The following is an 18,862-nucleotide window of genomic DNA, read 5'->3' on the forward strand; positions in this document are numbered from 1 at the left end:
CTGCGTTAACTGCTTGACATTATGCCGCACCAATCTAAACTTATGTAATCGATTGCACGCAGTGCTGTTTTCGCCTCATCACCGTACTGGCATTGGTTATTTACAGTCTCTGACGCAGGTTACCGTAACGTATGTAATCGATTACCACATCACACAGGAGGCAACAATGCAGGAACGTCGTCGTAAGTTTTACGGGTGGGGCTATGAGGGTGACACCGTCACGCCGGACGAAATCCGGGAGTTCGAGGCAGCGTGGACACGCTTGCTGGGTGTCGAGCACTTCGAAGCGACACCTTTTCCGACGCCCGAAGAAATTTCGCTGCGCAAACCTCGCGTACAGCTGCCCGCGTCGCTTCGCGAAATCTGCACAAGCGATCATTACGACCGCCTGTATCACACCTACGGCGCGGGCACCATGGATGTTGCGCGCGCAATGCGCCGGGAATTTTCCAACCCGCCGGACGTCATCGCCTACCCGCGCACTGAGCAGGACATCGTGGACCTGTTCGACTGGTGCGGGCGCCAGAACGTTGCTGCAGTTCCGTACGGCGGCGGCACCAGCGTCGTGGCCGGCGTGAATCCGCCCGAGCACGATCGTTACCGTGGCGTGGTGTCCATCGACATGAAGCACTTCAACAAAGTGCTGGAGGTAGACCAAACATCGCAGGCCGCGCGCATTCAAGCGGGCGTCCTTGGCCCGGAGCTGGAACGACAGCTCAAGCCCACCGGCCTGACCATGCGATTCTTCCTGCAAGCGTGGGAGTTCTCGTCACTGGGGGGTTGGATCGCAACGCGAGCAGCAGGCCACTTTGCGACCGCGTTCACTCAGATCGACGACCACGTCGAGAGCATGCGAGTGGTAACGCCCCAGGGTGCCATTGAATCCCGACGTTTCCCGGTATCGGGTTCGGGACCCAATCCGGATCGACTTTTCCTCGGCTCCGAAGGCGCACTGGGCATCATTACCGAGGCGTGGGTCAAGCTTCACCGCCGGCCGGTCTTCCGCAAGCAGGTGACCGTACGTTTCCGTGACTATGCGCGCGCTGTCGAGGCCACACGGGTACTGTCTCAATCTGGACTGAACCCTGCCAATGCCCGCCTTGTGGAACGCGAAGAAGCCTTGTACACGGGTTCGAGCGACGGCAGCTATGACATTCTCGTGCTGGGATTCGAGTCCGCCGACCACCCGGTCGAGGCACGCCTGAAGCGAGCACTGGAAATTTGCGCGGAGTGCGGCGGCGAATGGGACGATGATCCGGTCAGCGGAAACCAAGGTGGTGCGGACGCTGCGACATCGAGCTGGCGAAACAAGTTCCTGCGCGGCCCATACCTGCGCGAGTACGCCATTGCTCGCGGCGTCATGCGCGAGACCATGGAAACCGCGTGCACGTGGGACAAGTTCGCCGCTCTTCACGCGCACGTCAAGGCAGAAACGCATCGGGCCATTCGCGAAGTTACCGGCCGCCCGGGTTCGGTGACTTGCCGCTTTACCCACCTCTACCCTGATGGCCCTGCGCCATATTTCACGTGGTTTGCCTATGGCGATAAGGCTCGATTGCCCGAGCAGTTCCAAGCGATCAAACGCATTGGAGAGCAAGCCATGGTGGACGCAGGCGGTACGGTGACCCACCACCATGCGCTTGGTCGGGACCATCGCCCTTGGTACGACAAGGAACGGCCGGAGCTGTTCTGCACCGCGCTAAAGGCCGCCAAGCAGGCCTTTGATCCGCACCAGGTCTTGAACCCTGGCGTGCTGTTCGACCCGAGCTAATTAGTTAGAAACTCAAAAAAGAGGAGTAGGAGATATGGCAGGCCCCCTTGCAGGTATCAAGGTCCTAGACTTGAGCCGGATCCTTGCTGGACCCTGGAGCACGCAACTATTGTCCGACCTGGGCGCTGACGTGATGAAGGTTGAGCGTCCCGGCACCGGCGATGACACGCGAGCTTGGGGCCCGCCTTTCCTTACTCGTGAGGATGGCACGACGACGGAAGAGTCGGCGTACTTCCTTTGCGCCAATCGCGGGAAGCGTTCGATCACTCTGGATGTCAGCAGCAAGGTCGGTCAGGATTTGCTGCACGAGCTAGTCAAAGATTGCGACGTCTTCGTTGAGAACTACAAGTTCGGCGATATGCAACGTTACGGGTTGGACTTCAAGACCCTGAGTGAGATCAATCCTCGGCTCGTCTACTGCTCCATCACCGGCTTCGGGCAGACGGGCCCATACCGCAAGCGGGCTGGATACGATTTCGTGGTGCAAGCCATGGGCGGGCTGATGAGCATCACAGGCGAGCGCGACGGCGTCCCCGGTGGCGGCCCGCAAAAATGCGGGGTGCCCATATCGGACTTGATGACTGGCATGTATGCAAGCGTTGCAATTGTCAGCGCGCTATTTGAGCGAGTCGGCAGTGGCCGCGGGCAGTACGTCGATATGAGCCTGCTGGATACGCAGGTGGCGTGGCTGGCAAACCAGGCCTCGAACTATTTGGTGGGCGGGAGCCACCCGCGTCGTTGGGGCAACGCGCACCCCAATCTCGCACCCTATCAGTCATTCCCTGCAAGCGATGGCTCTCTGATCGTAGCAGTCGGTAATGACCGGCAGTTCCGAGCCATGTGCGAAGCGCTGGGTTTAATCAATCTTCCGGATGATGACCGCTATCGACGCAATGCGGATCGTCTAAAGAACCGTGAAAGTCTTGTGGAGGTGCTCTCGGCTCGCTTTGAAGAAGAAGAGAGAGACACGTGGCTCAAACTGCTGGAATCGGTCGGCGTACCTTGTGGCCCGATCCAGAGCATTCCAGAAGCACTGGAGGATCCCCATATCCGGGCGCGTGAAATGGTTTTCTCTTTGCCCCACAGCAGCGGTGCAAGCGCGCCCCAGGTTGCGAACCCTATCAAGTTCTCTCGCAGCAGTATCGACTACCTTCGCGCGCCCCCAGCGCTGGGCGAACACACTGAAACCATCCTGAAAAATGAGCTCGGGAAGTCTGTGGAGCAAATTGAGGCAATGCGCCGCGATGGGACGATCTGACGTGTAATCCGCCCGACCACAGTGATCACCATAAAGATCACGTTCAAAGGAGACAGACATGCATCGATTGCTACGAATTGCGGGGGCATTAGCCGTTTGCGGAGTGACACTGACCATCGGTCTGGCCGCCGCCCACGCTAAGGAATGGCCGGTCCAGCCGATTCGGGTCGTTCTTCCCTATCCCCCTGGCGGCGCCTCAGACGTGACCGCCAGGCTCCTAAGCGCTAAGCTTAGCCAGGCATGGGGAGAGTCTGTTGTTGTGGAGAACCGGCCTGGCGCAAACGGCATCATCGCTAATGAAGCCGTTGCGAAGGCGCAGCCTGACGGCTACACCGTGCTGATGGCCAACCTTGGGCCGAATGCCATCAACCCGGCCGTATACGGGAGACTTCCTTATGACACGCTGAAAGACTTTACGCCAGTTGTCTTGGTGACAAAGGTGCCGCTCATTATCGTCACGGCAGCAAATTCGCCGGTGAAGGACCTGCGCCAACTGGTCTCATTAGCAAAGGCCAAGCCAGGACAGATTACCTTTGGATCTGCAGGCAACGGTTCGGGCAGCCATCTGGCCGGGGAACTCCTTAGTACCATGGCTGGCGTCAAGATGAACCACGTTCCCTATAAGGGAGACGCGCCTTCGCTCACAGACGTGCTCGGTCAGCAGATCAATGTTGCCCTTCCCACCGCGCTTGCTGGAATGCCACATGTCAAGAGTGGAAAACTCAGGGCTCTTGCGGTCACGAGCAAGACTCGATTGCCGGCACTGCCCGATGTGCCGACGGTAGATGAAGCGCTCGGGATAAGCGGATACGAAGCCGTTTCTTGGGGTGGATTTATGGTGCCGACCGGGACCTCACCAGCCATCGTTGCTAAGATGAACAGCCAGTTCAACAAAGCCCTTCAGGATCCGGAGGTCCGCGACAAGCTGATGGCTCAAGGCGCGCAGATCGCAGGCGGCACCCCGGAAGCATTCGATGCGTTTCTGCGCACCGAAGTTACGAAATGGAAGCGCGTGGCTGATTCAGCAAAGGTCCGGCTCGACTAGCCCTCACCGGGAATGCCGGTCCGTCGTCGGGATACCCCCCGACGACGGAAACTGCCTGTGGACTACCAAGGTCGTTACAATGACGGCAGTCGGCCGATATCCCAGGCTGAAGATAACCGCTGATCCGATATGGTGAATGTCAAGCAAGTCGCCCTCCTCGCCGGCGTTTCCTCGGCAACAGTCTCCCGTGCACTGACATCGCCGGATCGGCTGCGACCTGACACGCTGGAGCGCGTGCAGAACGCCATCGCAAGCCTCAACTACGTCCCGTCTTCCTCGGCTCGGGACCTGCGTCAAGGGCGCACGCGATCGGTCGGCATCATTGCGCCGACACTGATGAACGAGCTTTACGCGAAAGCGGTCGATACCTTAGAGGCGCAGCTCGATCGGCTCGGATACACCGTTTTATTGACGTGCCACCGGGACGACAGTGAGACAGAACTACGCTGCGCGCGCGCGCTTTTGGAGCGCAGAGTCGACGGAATCGCCATTATCGGGTCACAGCATCACCCTGACGTCTTCTCGCTAATCCACAAGCATGCCATTCCGTATGTCCTAATGTGGGCCGTCGATCGTGAGGGTATGCATCCCACGGTGGGATATGACAATCGCTTGGCGATGCGCAGGTTGACGAGCTATTTGGTCAAACAGGGACATCGAAAGTTTGCCGTCCTCCCAGGGCCACTAGAGACTCAATTTCTCTCCTCTCAACGACTTCTGGGCATCCAAGACGTCCTCAGTGAGAACGGCATTTCGATACCCGACGACCGCATTCTCCCGACACCGTACGAAGCATCTGCCGTCCGGCAAGCGGTTCGGACCTGTCTCGAGCGTAATGACTCGCTGCCGCATCAGGAACAGCCGACTGCCCTGATATGCATCAATGACTTCGTTGCTGTGGCAGCGATCGCGGAGTGCCGCACATTGGGACTATCGGTTCCGAGCGACATCTCAGTTTCAGGCTTCGGCGACTGGCAGATGGCGGAACTGATGACGCCCGCACTCACGACCGTACACTCGAATCCCGTTCTGATTGGCGAACTTACTTCTCGTAACCTGGTTGATCAGATTGAAGGCGGGTCCAAACGCAATCAGACCGAGTTCGAGCCTGACCTTGTAGTTCGCGAAAGTACGGCGCCGCCCCGATAGTTGGTGAGCCAAACTACGTTTTGTCGCTACGGACGGAACTCAGCCGTCGCTCTAGCTAGGCCCTCACCGGGCACAAAGCGGTCGAAGCATACGTTGTCCAGCTATTAAATGAAGCGCTGCAGACAACGTTCTGAGGGAATTCTTCAGTCATGCGGGGCGCCTAATGGATATCAGTCTCTGCTCCATCCTGATGTCCGCTTAGGGTGGGTCGGTAAGCGCCGGTCATGCCACTGACCTTTGATTGAGGCGTCAGGGTACCGCCGTTGCCAACTAAGTCGAACGTGTCCCAAAAAGCGGACACATTCGTCCCCTCCGGCGCGAGCCAGAAGCGTCACCGCACGAAAAGGGAGTTCGAACCTATTTCGGCCACCCCGCTTTGGCTGCCGCCGCATCCAGCGCACGAGAAAATCGCCCGATGTCTTCCGGCCGGAACTCGGCCAGAAACAGTTCTTTGACCGCCGCCTCGTAGATGCCCCACATCTTCTTGCGCAAGGCCTTACCTTGCCGTGTGACGGACACGAACGCGGCGCGGCCGTCTTCCTCTGACCGGATACGGGTCACCAGTTCTTCACGCTCCAGCCGGTCAATCAGGCGAGTCAGGTTGTACCGCTCGATGGCAAGCACATCGGCCAGCTCATGCATCCGGCGGCTTTCCTCCGGCCCGCTTTCAATCCCCCACAGCACGTCGTACCACGCGTAGACTGGCAGTCCAGCCTCGGCAAGACGCCGATCCACCTCACGTATCAAGGCCCGGTGCGACCGTACAAACGAAAACCACAAATCCGGCTTCTCAGTCGACATGGTATCTCCAATAGTTGCAGTTGCAATTATGCCGCAGAGCGCTCACAATGCCCAGACGATTGCAACTGCAATTCATTTGAAGCGCAATGGCCACGCCTATCCGACCGGGCCTGATGCGAACCGAAGCCCCGTCAATCCCATGGAGACAGAGATGAATGCCCCGGTGTTGCCGCTACACGTATTGCCGCTGGATGTGGACCCGCAGGAAACCCAGGAATGGATTGAGGCCCTGGCCGCCGTGACCGAAGTGGAAGGCCGCGAACGCGCCCACTACCTGATCGGCCGCCTGCATGAATCGGACGCGGCCCGACACGGGGATTTCCATGGCGCAATCACGACGCCCTACGTCAATACGATTGCCGAATCGGGCGAGCAGCCGTACCCAGGCGACACCTCGATCGAGCGCCGACTGGCCGCCATGGCGCGCTGGAATGCCATGGCGATGGTGTTGCGGGCGGGCAAGCACTCCAACGTCGGCGGGCATATCGCCACATATGGGTTCTCCGCTTTCTTCTGATGTCTACGGGTCGACCTTCGATTCTGTTGTTGAGGGTAAACCCCCTTTGCGCCACATAGGTAGGCTACCTAACATTAGCCACCAATCGCCCTCGGAGATATTTCCATGACGGAGTCGCCTGCTCCCACCCCTTCCTCCAACCCATCTTCCGCGGTAGAAGGGCGCTGTCCTTTTGATGCGGCTGCGAACGAGCCGAAATCAGCGTGTCCTTTTCACGCTGAGGGCGACAGCGGCGGAATCCCAGATTTCCCCCCTAAGCGCGTAGATCCCTTGGCGCCGCCGCCGGTGTTCTTCCAGATGCAACAGAAGGGCGAATTGGCACAAGGTAAGCTTTGGGACGGAAAGATCGCTTGGCTTGTCACGCGTTATGACGATGTTCGCGCTGTCTTGTCGGACTCTCGCTTTAGCTCCGACGTCTCACATCCGGGATTTCCCTCTTCCAGCGCCGCAGTAAAGGTTGTTCGGAGTAGTAACCGGACCTTCATTACCCTGGATGAACCCAAGCATTCAGAGCAACGGCGGATGCTGACCGGCGAATTCACGATCCGAAAGATCGAGAATCTGCGGCCGCGACTTCAGGCCATCGTGGACAAGCTCTTGGAAGATTTTGCGATGGGGCCGCAGCCTTCTGACCTGGTTAGCGCCTTTACATTGGCGACACCAGCATTGGCTATCTCAGAGTTGCTTGGTGTTCCATACGACGATCACGACTTCTTCCAAGAACAGGCGATGATCATGACGTCGAGCACCGCGACGAGGGAAGAGGCTAGCGCCGCGAATCAAGCGTTGTGCGAATACCTGCGTGAACTGGTGGCGAAGAGATCCGAAAGCCCCGGGGAGGACATCCTCAGTCGCCTTATCGTTAATCATGTACGGAAGGGCGATATCACTGAAACAGACGTGGTCTCGCTTGGAAGGCTTCTGCTGATTGCCGGGCACGAGACGACGGCAAATACGACGTCGATGGGGGTGCTCTTCCTACTTCAGAGGCCGGACATCTGGGAAGAGCTTCGCCAGAATCCAAGCCTCGTTCCAAACGCGGTGGAGGAGATGCTACGCTTCCTGGATGTCATACAGTCCGGGACGCGACGTGTCGCACTGGAGGACGTTGTCGTGAATGGGCAATTGATCCGAGCCGGTGATCCCGTTGTCGTGCTTAGTATTTCCGCAAATCGCGACCAGGAGCAGTTCAAAGATCCCCACGTCTTTGACCTCCGCCGTGATGCCCGGACACAGATCGCATTCGGATACGGCCCGCATCAGTGCATGGGACAAGTTCTCGCCAGAGTCGAAATGCAGATCATGTTCACCGCCCTACTGAAGCGCCTGCCGAATCTTCGGCTGGCCGTGCCCATCGAGAGCCTCGCGTTCAAGAGCGATTCGCTCATGTATGGTGTTAGGGCACTGCCCGTTAGCTGGTAAATCCACTACGGCGAATCACGATGAAAATCACAATCTATCCCGAAAAATGCTGCGGTTCCGGCCAATGCGTCGTCAATGCGCCGGATCTGTTCGACCAAAAGGATGACGGAATCGTCATTCTTTTGAATGCCGATCCGTCGGCCGATCAATACAAAATCTGCACGCTTGGCTGCTGGGATCTGTCCGGCGTTGGCAATCGAGATTCACGAGGCTCTCTGATGATTCCCCTAACAGGCTGCTGAAGTACTCATCGCGCAAGCGATGAGTACTTCGCCTCAAGGCTGGTAGGTTCGCTATTTCTCACAATCCGGAAGTCGGACCTCCCTGCATCGACTTTTCCTGCGTTTTGACGCCCATTTCCGGCCTCATTACCGCGATTACTGCAACTGCGGACGGATTTGTCCCAGCGAGCGCATGCGCACGAGGTTGTAGGCGGCCATGCTCAGCACAAACATCTGGTCGACCTTCTTCAGGCCGCGCACCATCACCTGACGCATGCGCCCCACGGTCTTGACCCAGCCAAAGCCCTGTTCGATCAGCTTGCGCTTCTGTTGCGAGACCGCATAACCGGCGCTGCTGGCAATGGCATCAGGAACGGCCGAGCGCCGCCCCGAGGTGTTCTGCGCCACGTGGGGCGTCACCTTCATTTCCAGGCAGGCCTGAATGAACTCCTGCGCGTCGTATCCCTTGTCCGCGCCGACGGTTACTTCCACGTTCAGGTCCTCAACCACCTGCCTGGCATCGTTGAGCATTACCTTTGCGGCCTCGCGCTCGGCGTGTCCGTCCGCATTGGTCACCATGGCGCTCACCACCAGGCCGTGGCGGTTGTCGCTCAGGGTATGACCCATGTAGCGCAGCTCGCTGGCTGTCTTGCCCTTGCGGTACAGCTTGGCATCGGGATCGGTCTTGGACTCGTGCGTCTCGTTGCTGCGCTTGCGCCCCTTGAAGTTGCCGCCGTCGTTATCGTCTTGGTCGCCGCCATCCTTGCGCACGAAACTCTTGTGGCCTGCCCACGCCTGAACCAACGTGCCGTCTACGCTGAAGTGCTCACCCGACAGCCAGTTCTTCTTCTGCGCGATGGCCAACACCTCGTTGAAGAACTGGATCACTGCATCATGTTTGATCAGCCGTTCGCGGTTCTTGGTGAAGACCGTGGGCACCCAAACTGGGTCGTCCATCGACAGCCCGATGAACCAGCGAAACAGCAGGTTGTACTGCGTCTGCTCCATGAGTTGGCGCTCGGAGCGAATGCTGTACAGCACCTGCAGCAGCATGGCCCGCAGCAACTTCTCCGGCGCGATGCTTGGCCGGCCGCCCTTGATATCGGCCTCGTACATCTGCGCGAACAACCGGTCCATCTTCACCAGCGCCTGATTGGCCATGGTGCGGATCGAGCGCAGCGGATGGGACTTCGGCACGAAATCCTCCAGCCTCCGCATCGTGAACAAACTCTCGGTGAAGGTGTCTGCGCCGCGCATGAATGTGGGGTTGGATGGGGTCCTCAAACCAACGCTTCAGCCAGTCCTCGCGCTGACTTCCGTTGGAGGTATTTCAGCGGCCTGCTAAGCAAATCGTAGTCATCGGGGCAACGGCCGCCGGCATCACGGCGGCACGAGCAGCCTGCGCGCGCGAGGCTGGGGCGGATGGTACTTCCATCGCAAAAGAGGGCGGCCTGCCCAACGGCCGCCCATCTCTTTCGAAGCGGTTGATGGCTGGCAAACGTTCAGTAGAGCTCCTCTAAATAGATCGCCTAGCGGGCATAAAATTTCATTCCGCAAATAACATCTGCCGAAACTTTAAATCTATTATAGAAAGATGACTCAAAGTCATAGGATTGGCTCCACCCAATTCTGTTCGAAATATCCGGTATAGATCTTTCCAGTCCTGCCAATTCGAACAGCGAACGCATAAGCCGCTGCGTGTTACATATTTCCGTGAAGCAATTGCCCTGGCTGAAGAGGGTCCGCCTGACTCTCGAGGATGTTGTCTGCAAACTATCCGCTATATCTGCAATATTCCAAGCTTCCTTTGGATTCATAAACACCGACAATGAAATTGCCTCCCAAAGCGGCCTGGAATCCCACAGATCGTGCATTGGTTGATCACGCACCACAGAATAACTAGTTACATCCAGATCGAAGCTGCAATGCGAGCTCTTAAAAATAGAGCCGCCCAAGAACAGACTCGCAGGAGAAAAAGCGGGGAGCTTCACGAACTTCCCCTCTTTAATTACGCGTGAATAGCCTTGTCGGCTGATTATCTGCTCGCCACTCAACGAAGTCACTTTCATTGGAATTGGAAGAAAAATATCATGGATCCCGACTTGGCTTCGTGACTGAAGTTGCGTCTGCATCAATTACGCTACTATCCCGGTCCGATACTATGAGCAGCGCGAGGATGTACCACCGCGCTGCCGGAAACGATGAGGGTCACCCGCCATCGCAATTCATCGAGCACTTACTCTTCGCGGCGCCTTAGGCAGCCTTGTCAAGCTCGGGATGCATGGAGTCCGACATCTGCGCCAGATGATGCAGCGTATCTCCGAACACCGATTCCATTTGGGTAAGGCGTCTAAAATAGTGGCTGACGATATACTCATCCGTCATTCCAATCCCACCGTGCAATTGCACGGCCTGCTGGCCGACGAATCGCATCGACCCGCCCAACTGATATTTCGCTTGTGCCATGGCGCGACGTCTCTGGTTCGCCGGCGCGTTGACGTTGAGCGAGGCGTAGTAGCTCATAGACCTCGCGAGCTCTAGACTCATCTTCATATCTGCGACGCGGTGACGCAACGCTTGGAAGCTCGCGATAGCGACGCCGAACTGCTTGCGCGTCTTCATGTACTCCACCAGAGCCTCCAGGGTTACGTCCATCACGCCCACGGCCTCTGCACACGTCATTGCAATGCCAAGATCCACGGCATACGACAGGCAATCCTGGCCTTCGCGGGTGACTAGCGTGCCCGGCGCCTTCGACAACGTCAGCTCCGCGGCGCGCGAGCCGTCGACAGTTTGATAAGGGTGTACCAATACACCTGGGGCGGAGCGCTCCACAAGGAACGCTCCGAGAGTGTCAGCAATCATGGCGGGTACAATGTACGCAGCAGCATGATCGCCAACCGGCACGAGGCTCTTACTCCCAGTAAGCTCCCAACCTTCCGCCGTCTCGACTGCTCGCGTCTCGCACGTATCGATGCGATAACGATTCGCGCGCTCCTGCTGGGCCAGTACGACCAGACTTTCTCCAGAAGCAATCGTAGGCAGCCACGCCGCGCGTACGCTTGCTTCGGCGTAGTTCGACAGCACTGCACCCGCAAGTAGAACTTGCGCCAGCGGTTCGAGTACGATGCCCCGCCCCAGTTCCTCCATAACCACCATAACGTCGACCGGCCCCATACCGACGCCGCCATACTCTTCTGGGACGTAAAGTCCAGTCAGCCCAAGCTCCGCAAGCTCCGAATACGCGTCCGCGGAAAATCCGCCGCTGCTCTCGGAACTGCGACGGTGCTCAAACGTATAGCTACGCTTTACCCACTTTCTTACTGCATCTCGCAGTTGGTCCTGGTCGTCAGTGAATTCGAAATCCATGCTCTACTCCTTTATCCGAGGACCACTTGCGAAACAATGTTACGCTGCACTTCATTGGAGCCACCGTAGATAGTGGTTTTCCGCAGATTAAAATATGTCGCGGCAAGCGGAGCGTTCCGTCGCTCTCCACCTGGGAACTCGCCATCCCACTCCGTCAACATAGCGTCTTGAATAAATGGGAGGCTATAGGGACCTGCAGCCAGCATCATCAATTCACTGTAGCGCTGTTGAATCTCACTGCCTCGGATTTTCAGTAGGCCTGCGATATCCAATGGATTCTTCCCGGATTTTTCTGCCGAGATAACGCGAAGAACCAGCATTTCGAGCGCGATAATATCTACCTCGAGCTTCGAAACCTCGTCTTTGAAACGAGGGTCGTCCATCATGCCTTCTGCAGCCGCGATTCGCTTCAGGCGTCGGAGCTCACGCTTGGCACGCCCGACTTCTGCAATGTTCGAGCGTTCGTGACTGAGAAGGTGTTTGGCATAGGTCCAGCCCTTATTTTCTTCGCCAATCAGGTTCTCAACGGGGACCTCAACATTGTCGAACCAGACCTCATTGACCTCGCACTCGCCGTCCAGCAGCTTAATGGGCCGAACCGTGACGCCAGGCGAACGCATGTCAATGAGCAGGAAACTGATCCCTGCCTGCGGCTTCCCTTCTGTATTGGTCCGGACGAGACAGAAAATCCACTCCCCGTACTGAGCCAACGTGGTCCAGATCTTTTGACCATTGACTATGTACTTGTCTCCCTTTCGCTCCGCTCGTGTCTTGAGCGAAGCCAGGTCGGAACCCGATCCCGGCTCGCTGTAACCCTGGCTCCACCAAACATCGCCCGTCGCAATGCCGGGCAAGAAGCGCGCCTGTTGCTCAGCGTTACCAAATGCCATGATGACTGGTGCCACCATGACAGGCCCATAGGGCACGAGTCGCGGTGCTCCTGCCAACGCGCACTCTTCCTCGAATATGTGCCGCTGCACTGGTGTCCAGCCCGTGCCGCCGAACTCGACTGGCCACTTATACGTCAGCCAACCCTTTTTCCCCAGAATTTGGTGCCAACGCTGCATATCGGTGCGGGATAGCTGCAGTCCGTTGTGCACCTTGTGCGAGATCTCCTTCGGCAAATGGGCGTCGATCCACGCATGTACCTCTTTTCTAAATTCCTGCTCTTCTTCTGTGAAATTCAGATCCATTTCTCAGTCCCCTACTGTGTTAGTTAGTCCTAGCGGCCCACGAAAACGGGAGCGCGACGCTCCTTGGCCGCCAACGCCCCTTCCCGGGCGTCTTCACTCCTGGCCAGCATCTGAGCTTGGTACTGGGCGCTATAGCCTGCCTCAACCAGTCCTACCGGAATCGAGTGTCTCGCCGCCTGTTTGAGGAAACGCAGTACCAGCGGCGCTGCGCTCGCAATCTGACGCGCTGTCACTAGAGCTGCCTCTGTTTCGCTTCCTGGTTCACAGAGTTCGTTTACGAATCCGACTTCATAGGCCCGTTGGGCGGATACCGGGCGCCCGGTCAACATGAGCTCCATCGCGATCTTGTGGGGAATCCGACCGACCAGCGAGCTAATCAAGCCGGCTGCCATGCCTAGGCGACCTTCGGGATAGACGAAGGTCGTTGCCGAAGTCGCTACACAAAGATCGCAGAATGCAAGCATCGATACGCCCGCCGCTATCACGGGGCCATTAACCGCTGCAATAACCGGCTTTCCAATGTCAAATGCGACATTGGGAATGGCATGCCAAAAGGAATCCGGTGGATCGTCCGTGTCGAGGCCTGCCGTAAACACCGACCCCTCTGCACGTAGCAGGGCAACGCGATCCTCTGAGCCCGCGAAGTCTTGCCACGCGTCGTGCAACGCGTCGCACATTTCCGAGTTCAGCGCGTTTCTCTTATCCGGCCGATTCATCGTAATGACCCGGACGAAATTTTCTGATTCGATTTTTATCAACTCGGCCATGGCGTTCTTAACGCTTCTTGTTCAGGAAGGATTTGAAGATTTCCTGAGTGGCTTCGGTATTCAAGAGTTCGGCGAACATCTTCACTTCCAGGTCGAGCGCAGAACCCACAGCGGCACGATTCTCGTGGTTCAACATCCGCTTTGTCGCGCGTACCGAAGCCTTGGGAAGCTTTGCCAGTTCGGCAGCCGTTTCGCGCGCCCGTGCAAGGGCTTCCCCGTCCTGCGTCAGCGACGTCAGAAGCCCGGCATCGAAAGCTTCTTCTGCATCAAAGAACTTTCCAAGCATCAACCACTCACGTGCCTTCCGGACACCTACCAGCGATTCGAGCAGGTAGCTGGATGCGCCCTCGGGGCACAGACCCAGCGATACGAACGGCATGCGGAAGCGCGCATCTTGGGATGCGTAGGCAAAATCGACGTGTTGCAGCATCGTGGCGCCGATTCCAATCGCCAGTCCCTCGACTGCTGCGATTAGCGGCACATCGATCGCGGCCATCTTCCGGAGAAGCGTGACAGCAGGGGAATCTTCATTACCCCGCCGGGTCTGGAAATCATTGATATCGGCACCGACAGTGAAGTGTCCGCCCGCACCATGCACGATGACTGCGGCACATTCCTTGTCCGCGTTGGCCTCATCCAGAAGACGGGTCAGTTCCTGGTACATCGCGGCGCTGATCGCATTGCGCTTTTCTGGACGCGCAATGCAAATCTCCAGGACGTTTCCGACATTATTAGCTTGGATGCTCATGATTGCTCCTGAAGTGTCTTTTTTGACGTTTGGCAACTAATCACCCCACGTTCTTCGAGACCGGCGATGTGGTCCGCGGAAAGTTCTAGCAAGTCGGAAAGCACGTCTTCTGTGTGCTGACCGAGTTTCGCGGGCGCCCGAACGTAGTGCACCGGCGTTTTACTGAATTTGATGGGATTGGCGATGCCCCGTACCGAGCCGATACCTTTGTCAACCGGCACGTCGATCGTCATCTGACGGTGGATGACCTGTGGGTGAGCAAAGGCTTCCTTGTAGGTATTGATACGACCGTGCGGGATATCCGCTGCGGAGAACGCGGCAAGCCAATGCTCGGTTTGGCGCGCCGCAAGAACCGACGACACCTGCGCAATTAGCGCCTCTCGATTCCGAATGCGTCCGGATGCGGAATAGAACGTCGAATCCCGGGCCAGTTCTTTGGCGTCGATCGCTTGGCAAAAGCGTTGCCACTGGGAATCGTTCCCCACAGCAACTACCACCTTACCGTCTGCCGTATCAAAGACTTGATACGGTACGAGAGACGGATGCGCGTTCCCCCACCGGTGCGGTTCGGCGCCATTGATCAGGCACGACAATCCCTGATTCGACGACAAGCCAACCAGACAATCGAGCAGTGCCAAATCGATGTGCTGACCTTCTCCCGTGACATTCCTGTGGTTCAACGCGGCGAGGATCGCGACCGTCGCATACAGTCCCGTCGTCAGATCAGCAATGGCGATCCCGACCTTCTGTGGCCCACCACCAGGCTCGTCATCACGCTCGCCCGTTATGCTCATCAGCCCGCTTTCCCCCTGGAAAACGAAGTCGTAGCCGGGGCGGTCAGCGTACGGCCCGGATTGGCCGTACCCGGTGATAGAGCAATAGATCAGGCGCGGATTGATCTTTTTCAGACTGTCGTAGTCAAGCCCTCGACGAGCCAGATCACCAACCTTAAAGTTCTCTACAAAGATGTCGCACTCAAGAACGAGCTTACGGATCAGATCCGCACCGTCTGGGTTGGCGATGTCCACGCCAACCGATCGTTTGTTCCGATTTGCGGAAGCGAAGTAGGTGGAATCCTCAAGCACTTCCGCTTCACTCGTCATCGCATACGGCGGCCCCCACTGCCGCGTATCATCCCCTCGCGATGGGTGCTCAATCTTGATGACATCGGCTCCCATGTCGCCCAGCATCTGGGTACACCATGGCCCTGCGAGCACTCGCGTCATATCCAATACGCGAATGTTCCCTAGAGCTTGTTTCTGCATAAGAGACATTCCGTCATCCCTCGTTCATTTGGATAGATTTGTACTCGAGGAACTCATCCAAACCGACGTGACCCGCCTCCCGGCCAACACCGCTTTGTTTGAAGCCGCCGAAGGGCGCTACGGGGTTGAATCGGGCGCCGTTAATATCGACCTGTCCTGCACGAATCTTCTTAGCGGCGTCGAGTGCGAGGTCAGGATCGCCCCAAACGGCCGCCGCCAGGCCATACACCGTTGCGTTGGCGATGCGGATGCCGTCGTCGATTTCGTCGTAGGGAATCACGCAGAGCACGGGGCCAAACACCTCTTCCTTGGCCAGATAGTTATGTTGATCTGTGAGAAACACCTTCGGGCTGACGAAGAATCCTGCAGGCGGAACATCCTGGCCTGACGCGATGAGCGTGGCGCCCTCCGCTACCCCTTTTTCCGCTAGTTCCTGCACGCGGTCACGCTGCTTGCCAGAAATGAGCGGGCCGATCCGATGGCCTTCGACGAGGCTGGATCCGACAGAGAACTTGGCGAGTTCTTGCTTCACCAGGGCTTCGACGGCCGACACATCACGCGAGTGAACAATCAACCTGGTCAGCGCGCTGCAAGTCTGACCGTTGTTGAGGAAGCAGGAAGCGAGCGTTCCCTTGACGGCCACAGTCAGGTCCGCACCCGGCAATACCAAGGAAGGCGACTTGCCGCCCAATTCCAGCGTCACCTTCTTAATGGTCGACGCGGCCAAGCAAGACACTGCACGACCCGCTTCCGTGGATCCTGTGAAGCTAACCATGTCCACGCCGTCAGCTCGCGCCAACGCTGCGCCCACTACCGCACCCAAGCCGTTCACAACGTTCACCACGCCCGAAGGAAAGCCTGCGTCATTGATGGCATCGCAGATAAGGCGCGTTGTTCGGGGCGTCAATTCACTTGGTTTGAGCACGACTGTGTTCCCGGCCAGAAGCGCGGGCACCACCTTCAGAATGATCTGATGAAGCGGGAAATTCCATGGCGTGATACATGCCACGACGCCGAATGGCTCCCGGACGATGACAGATGGGCCCGTTCGCGATTGCCATGGAAATCCTTCCGCCAGCTTTACGAAGTTCCCAATGTTCCGAATGGGCGAGTCGACTTGAACGATGCGTGAGATCTTCAAGGGCGTGCCAACCTCAGCCGCGATAGCATCGGCCAACGACTCCTGCCGATTTGTGAGTTGGTCTTTTAGGCGATTAAGAATTGCGCATTTGTCCGACACGGATGTTGCGGACCAGCTGGCCAATGCGTTCTGCGCGGCACCCAAGGCGAGACCGACGTCCTCCTCGGTACCTGGAAGAATTTGGGCCGATACCAGGCCAGTATTCGGGTCCTCTACGTCGATGAGCTGTGTGCCAGAAGCACGGCGCCACGATCCCCCGATGTATTGCTGATCGAAGATCTCCGGCATCACGACTGCACCTCTGAAATCTCTTCGACTTTCTCGGGGCTACCGGACCATCCCCACGCCAACGAGGTTCGGGATACACCAAGTAGGACGCCATTCAGCGCGCTCGGATGGATCCAGAGGCCGTCCTGCTCGGGCTTGCCCGTGTCGGTCCTTCGGGTCCACTTTGCGTTGCGCGATTCGAGTCGCCTGATTACGTCCGCCAAATCATGCGTTTCGATGTAGCACATGTAAAGTGCGTCACCTCGCTTGCCCGAAAACCTGCCCATGGCAAAGGCGGGATCATGCGCTTCAGCCAATTCGATGCGATCGAGACGATCCGGCGCGAACATCAGCAGCGTGCCTTCATAGCCAAATCGCGCGAACGTGATGTCTACTGCCTTGTCGCGCTGCAGGCCCAGTTTTCGCGCGTAGCAATCCGCGACTTCTCGCCAGTCGGTGCTGAGAACCATGGTGAGCTCGTACAGAAACGACACAGGACCATTCGCTCGAACCCGCGCTGCCGCTTCGCTGACAACGAGTGGCATGCCATAGAGGCCGCCCGCGTTCAAATAGAGACGGCCGTCGGCTTCAGCAAATCGGATACCTTGCTCGGCAAGGAACCTCTGGCATTCAGCCAGGCTAGCTGTCGAGACCCCTCCAAAGAAGAGGCCTTCCCCGAAGCTATCAAGATGATCACTTACGACCCCTGCTCCCCGCGGGGTCCAAAGTTCGACCGTGCTTTCGCCGATTACCAGGCTACGGCCACGGGCATTCAGATGGTCGCTTGCAAGCTCATCAAGATACTGCGCCCCAAGTACTTCCCTGTAGTTCTGCTCTGCTTGATCGAGGTCGCGCACCGCAACGAGGATTCTGTCAACCGAGTTCAACATTGCTTCTTCCTTAAAGTAACTGACCTACTGCACGGTGATGTGCGCGGTACGAATGAGCTTTTGCCATTTCGCCGACTCCTGCTGGATGAATCGGCCGAACTCATCTCGTCCTGCGCCAGAGATGATTCCGCCGATGTCGCCAATCTTGCTGCGGACGTCAGGCATCTTGAGTACAGCTTGAATTTCGGCATCCAAACGGGTGACGATCGGCTTCGGCGTTGCGGCAGGTACCAAGACGCCGAACCAACCAGTGATCTGATAGTTGCTCAGACCAGCTTCAGTCATCGTTGGGACGTCCGGCAGCAACGGGGAACGGACAGCACTCGTGATGGCGAGTGCGCGAACCTTTCCGCCTTTTACGAGATTCAATGCCGAAGGCATGTTGTCAAACATGATCGGTACATGGCCTGCCATCGTGTCGTTCAGGCCGGGGCCGCTACCGCGGTATGGCACATGAACCATGCGCAGGCCCGCTGTCGAAGCGAACAGTTCACCCGCCAAGTGCAAAGATGTTCCGTTGCCAGGCGTTGCGTACGACAAGGGATTGGGCTGTTGCTTCGCGTACTGAACGAGTTCCTTCACCGATTTGACCGGCAGTTGCGGGTTGACCACCAGCAGGTTGGGAACCTCCGCCAGGAGCGTCACCGGCGCGAGATCTCGCGTGGGAGAAAAGCGAGCGTCGGGAGTAAGCGTGGGGTTGATGGCAATAGGACCAATATTGCCCATAACGATGGTGTATCCATCAGCGGGCTGTTTCGCAACATAGGCCGTGCCAACATCGCCCCCAGCGCCTGGCTTGTTCTCGATCACCACGGGCTGCCCGAGTCGTTCAGAGAGCTTGGCACCGACGATACGTGCCAGCATGTCAGTGGTGCCGCCCGGCGGATACGGCACGACCCACTTGATCGGGCGACTCGGCCAGGACTCGCTGGCGTTCGCAACAGATTGACCGGTCGCTGCCCAGCACCCCACCACAGCGGCGCTCAAGCCCAATATCCATCGTTTCATTCGTTGTCTCCTGACCTCAAGAAGCAGGTT

18 protein-coding genes and 1 pseudogene are annotated in these 18,862 nt (G+C 57.7%); 8 read left to right on the forward strand and 11 right to left on the reverse strand.

Features of this window, described 5'->3' with window-relative positions; genetic code table 11:
- Window positions 1–166 precede the first annotated feature (166 nt).
- The 4 genes from CTP10_RS39335 to CTP10_RS39350 all read left to right on the forward strand — a co-directional run bounded on the left by CTP10_RS39335 (window position 167) and on the right by CTP10_RS39350 (window position 5,223).
- A complete protein-coding gene (locus tag CTP10_RS39335) occupies window positions 167–1,771 on the forward strand; it encodes an FAD-binding oxidoreductase (protein ID WP_043355342.1) in 1,605 nt (534 codons plus the stop codon).
- 34 nt (window positions 1,772–1,805) lie between these two features.
- Window positions 1,806–3,029 (forward strand): CaiB/BaiF CoA transferase family protein, encoded by a 1,224-nt coding sequence (locus CTP10_RS39340; RefSeq protein ID WP_058698232.1) that lies wholly within the window; start codon window positions 1,806–1,808, stop codon window positions 3,027–3,029.
- 58 nt (window positions 3,030–3,087) lie between these two features.
- Window positions 3,088–4,074 carry a Bug family tripartite tricarboxylate transporter substrate binding protein gene (locus CTP10_RS39345; RefSeq protein WP_043355346.1) on the forward strand — a complete coding sequence of 329 codons (987 nt, stop codon included), beginning with the start codon at window positions 3,088–3,090 and terminating at the stop codon, window positions 4,072–4,074.
- Between the two features lie 129 nt (window positions 4,075–4,203).
- On the forward strand, window positions 4,204–5,223 hold the full coding sequence (locus CTP10_RS39350; protein WP_058698231.1) for a LacI family DNA-binding transcriptional regulator: 1,020 nt from the start codon (window positions 4,204–4,206) through the stop codon (window positions 5,221–5,223).
- 357 nt (window positions 5,224–5,580) lie between these two features.
- Here CTP10_RS39350 and CTP10_RS39355 read toward each other — a convergent pair whose 3' ends face one another.
- Entirely contained in the window at window positions 5,581–6,024 is a 444-nt protein-coding gene (locus CTP10_RS39355) for a MarR family winged helix-turn-helix transcriptional regulator (protein WP_043355349.1), read from the reverse strand.
- Window positions 6,025–6,175: 151 nt separating this feature from the next.
- Between CTP10_RS39355 and aceE the strand changes: the two are divergent.
- The 3 genes and pseudogenes from aceE to CTP10_RS39370 form a co-directional block, all read left to right on the forward strand.
- A pseudogene (gene aceE / locus CTP10_RS39360) lies at window positions 6,176–6,532 on the forward strand (pyruvate dehydrogenase (acetyl-transferring), homodimeric type); the annotation flags it as partial.
- 114 nt (window positions 6,533–6,646) lie between these two features.
- Complete coding sequence (locus tag CTP10_RS39365; RefSeq protein ID WP_081050313.1) at window positions 6,647–7,963, forward strand: cytochrome P450; 1,317 nt, start codon at window positions 6,647–6,649, stop codon at window positions 7,961–7,963.
- Between the two features lie 20 nt (window positions 7,964–7,983).
- Window positions 7,984–8,205 carry a ferredoxin gene (locus tag CTP10_RS39370; RefSeq protein ID WP_199414552.1) on the forward strand — a complete coding sequence of 74 codons (222 nt, stop codon included), beginning with the start codon at window positions 7,984–7,986 and terminating at the stop codon, window positions 8,203–8,205.
- 135 nt (window positions 8,206–8,340) lie between these two features.
- On the opposite strand, the gene CTP10_RS39375 is transcribed toward CTP10_RS39370, so the two are convergent.
- The gene (locus CTP10_RS39375) at window positions 8,341–9,441 is read right to left on the reverse strand and encodes an IS5 family transposase (protein ID WP_058698229.1); all 1,101 of its coding nucleotides are present in this window, start codon (window positions 9,439–9,441) and stop codon (window positions 8,341–8,343) included.
- Window positions 9,442–9,503: 62 nt separating this feature from the next.
- Here CTP10_RS39375 and CTP10_RS41530 point away from each other — a divergent pair, with 62 nt between their 5' ends.
- The gene (locus tag CTP10_RS41530) at window positions 9,504–9,704 is read left to right on the forward strand and encodes an FAD-dependent oxidoreductase (RefSeq protein ID WP_369597129.1); all 201 of its coding nucleotides are present in this window, start codon (window positions 9,504–9,506) and stop codon (window positions 9,702–9,704) included.
- 9 nt (window positions 9,705–9,713) lie between these two features.
- Here the strand turns inward: CTP10_RS41530 and CTP10_RS39380 are convergent, their stop codons facing one another.
- The 9 genes from CTP10_RS39380 to CTP10_RS39420 form a co-directional block, all read right to left on the reverse strand.
- On the reverse strand, window positions 9,714–10,316 hold the full coding sequence (locus CTP10_RS39380) for a hypothetical protein (protein ID WP_143010733.1): 603 nt from the start codon (window positions 10,314–10,316) through the stop codon (window positions 9,714–9,716).
- Window positions 10,317–10,437: 121 nt separating this feature from the next.
- Window positions 10,438–11,553 (reverse strand): acyl-CoA dehydrogenase family protein, encoded by a 1,116-nt coding sequence (locus tag CTP10_RS39385; RefSeq protein WP_058698228.1) that lies wholly within the window; start codon window positions 11,551–11,553, stop codon window positions 10,438–10,440.
- Between the two features lie 11 nt (window positions 11,554–11,564).
- Window positions 11,565–12,746, reverse strand: a complete 1,182-nt coding sequence (locus CTP10_RS39390) for an acyl-CoA dehydrogenase family protein (protein WP_058698227.1) — start codon at window positions 12,744–12,746, stop codon at window positions 11,565–11,567.
- Between the two features lie 29 nt (window positions 12,747–12,775).
- Complete coding sequence (locus CTP10_RS39395) at window positions 12,776–13,513, reverse strand: enoyl-CoA hydratase/isomerase family protein (RefSeq protein WP_058698226.1); 738 nt, start codon at window positions 13,511–13,513, stop codon at window positions 12,776–12,778.
- A gap of 7 nt (window positions 13,514–13,520) precedes the next feature.
- Entirely contained in the window at window positions 13,521–14,261 is a 741-nt protein-coding gene (locus CTP10_RS39400) for an enoyl-CoA hydratase/isomerase family protein (RefSeq protein WP_043355358.1), read from the reverse strand.
- Window positions 14,258–15,526, reverse strand: a complete 1,269-nt coding sequence (locus CTP10_RS39405) for a CaiB/BaiF CoA transferase family protein (RefSeq protein ID WP_058698225.1) — start codon at window positions 15,524–15,526, stop codon at window positions 14,258–14,260. Before CTP10_RS39405 ends, CTP10_RS39400 begins: the two co-directional genes overlap by 4 nt.
- A 13-nt stretch (window positions 15,527–15,539) precedes the next feature.
- Complete coding sequence (locus CTP10_RS39410) at window positions 15,540–16,955, reverse strand: aldehyde dehydrogenase family protein (protein ID WP_043355360.1); 1,416 nt, start codon at window positions 16,953–16,955, stop codon at window positions 15,540–15,542.
- Window positions 16,955–17,824 carry a VOC family protein gene (locus tag CTP10_RS39415; RefSeq protein WP_052495072.1) on the reverse strand — a complete coding sequence of 290 codons (870 nt, stop codon included), beginning with the start codon at window positions 17,822–17,824 and terminating at the stop codon, window positions 16,955–16,957. The genes CTP10_RS39410 and CTP10_RS39415 overlap by 1 nt, the downstream gene beginning before the upstream one ends.
- A 24-nt stretch (window positions 17,825–17,848) precedes the next feature.
- Complete coding sequence (locus CTP10_RS39420) at window positions 17,849–18,832, reverse strand: Bug family tripartite tricarboxylate transporter substrate binding protein (protein ID WP_058698224.1); 984 nt, start codon at window positions 18,830–18,832, stop codon at window positions 17,849–17,851.
- Window positions 18,833–18,862 lie beyond the last annotated feature (30 nt).

Source organism: Cupriavidus sp. P-10 (assembly GCF_003402535.2).
In the GTDB taxonomy this organism is placed as follows: domain Bacteria; phylum Pseudomonadota; class Gammaproteobacteria; order Burkholderiales; family Burkholderiaceae; genus Cupriavidus.

Excerpts from the sequence above, each read along its gene's own strand:
- CTP10_RS39345 (WP_043355346.1), top strand. The coding sequence starts at position 3,088 with ATGCATCGATTGCTACGAATTGCGGGGGCATTAGCCGTTTGCGGAGTG.
- CTP10_RS39365 (WP_081050313.1), top strand. The coding sequence starts at position 6,647 with ATGACGGAGTCGCCTGCTCCCACCCCTTCCTCCAACCCATCTTCCGCG.
- CTP10_RS39400 (WP_043355358.1), bottom strand. The coding sequence starts at position 14,261 with ATGAGCATCCAAGCTAATAATGTCGGAAACGTCCTGGAGATTTGCATT.
- CTP10_RS39395 (WP_058698226.1), bottom strand. The coding sequence starts at position 13,513 with ATGGCCGAGTTGATAAAAATCGAATCAGAAAATTTCGTCCGGGTCATT.
- CTP10_RS39340 (WP_058698232.1), top strand. The coding sequence starts at position 1,806 with ATGGCAGGCCCCCTTGCAGGTATCAAGGTCCTAGACTTGAGCCGGATC.
- CTP10_RS39385 (WP_058698228.1), bottom strand. The coding sequence starts at position 11,553 with ATGGATTTCGAATTCACTGACGACCAGGACCAACTGCGAGATGCAGTA.
- CTP10_RS39415 (WP_052495072.1), bottom strand. The coding sequence starts at position 17,824 with ATGTTGAACTCGGTTGACAGAATCCTCGTTGCGGTGCGCGACCTCGAT.
- CTP10_RS39375 (WP_058698229.1), bottom strand. The coding sequence starts at position 9,441 with ATGCGCGGCGCAGACACCTTCACCGAGAGTTTGTTCACGATGCGGAGG.
- CTP10_RS39335 (WP_043355342.1), top strand. The coding sequence starts at position 167 with ATGCAGGAACGTCGTCGTAAGTTTTACGGGTGGGGCTATGAGGGTGAC.
- CTP10_RS39390 (WP_058698227.1), bottom strand. The coding sequence starts at position 12,746 with ATGGATCTGAATTTCACAGAAGAAGAGCAGGAATTTAGAAAAGAGGTA.
- CTP10_RS39405 (WP_058698225.1), bottom strand. The coding sequence starts at position 15,526 with ATGCAGAAACAAGCTCTAGGGAACATTCGCGTATTGGATATGACGCGA.
- CTP10_RS39355 (WP_043355349.1), bottom strand. The coding sequence starts at position 6,024 with ATGTCGACTGAGAAGCCGGATTTGTGGTTTTCGTTTGTACGGTCGCAC.
- CTP10_RS39350 (WP_058698231.1), top strand. The coding sequence starts at position 4,204 with ATGGTGAATGTCAAGCAAGTCGCCCTCCTCGCCGGCGTTTCCTCGGCA.
- CTP10_RS39380 (WP_143010733.1), bottom strand. The coding sequence starts at position 10,316 with ATGCAGACGCAACTTCAGTCACGAAGCCAAGTCGGGATCCATGATATT.
- CTP10_RS39410 (WP_043355360.1), bottom strand. The coding sequence starts at position 16,955 with ATGCCGGAGATCTTCGATCAGCAATACATCGGGGGATCGTGGCGCCGT.
- CTP10_RS39420 (WP_058698224.1), bottom strand. The coding sequence starts at position 18,832 with ATGAAACGATGGATATTGGGCTTGAGCGCCGCTGTGGTGGGGTGCTGG.
- CTP10_RS39370 (WP_199414552.1), top strand. The coding sequence starts at position 7,984 with ATGAAAATCACAATCTATCCCGAAAAATGCTGCGGTTCCGGCCAATGC.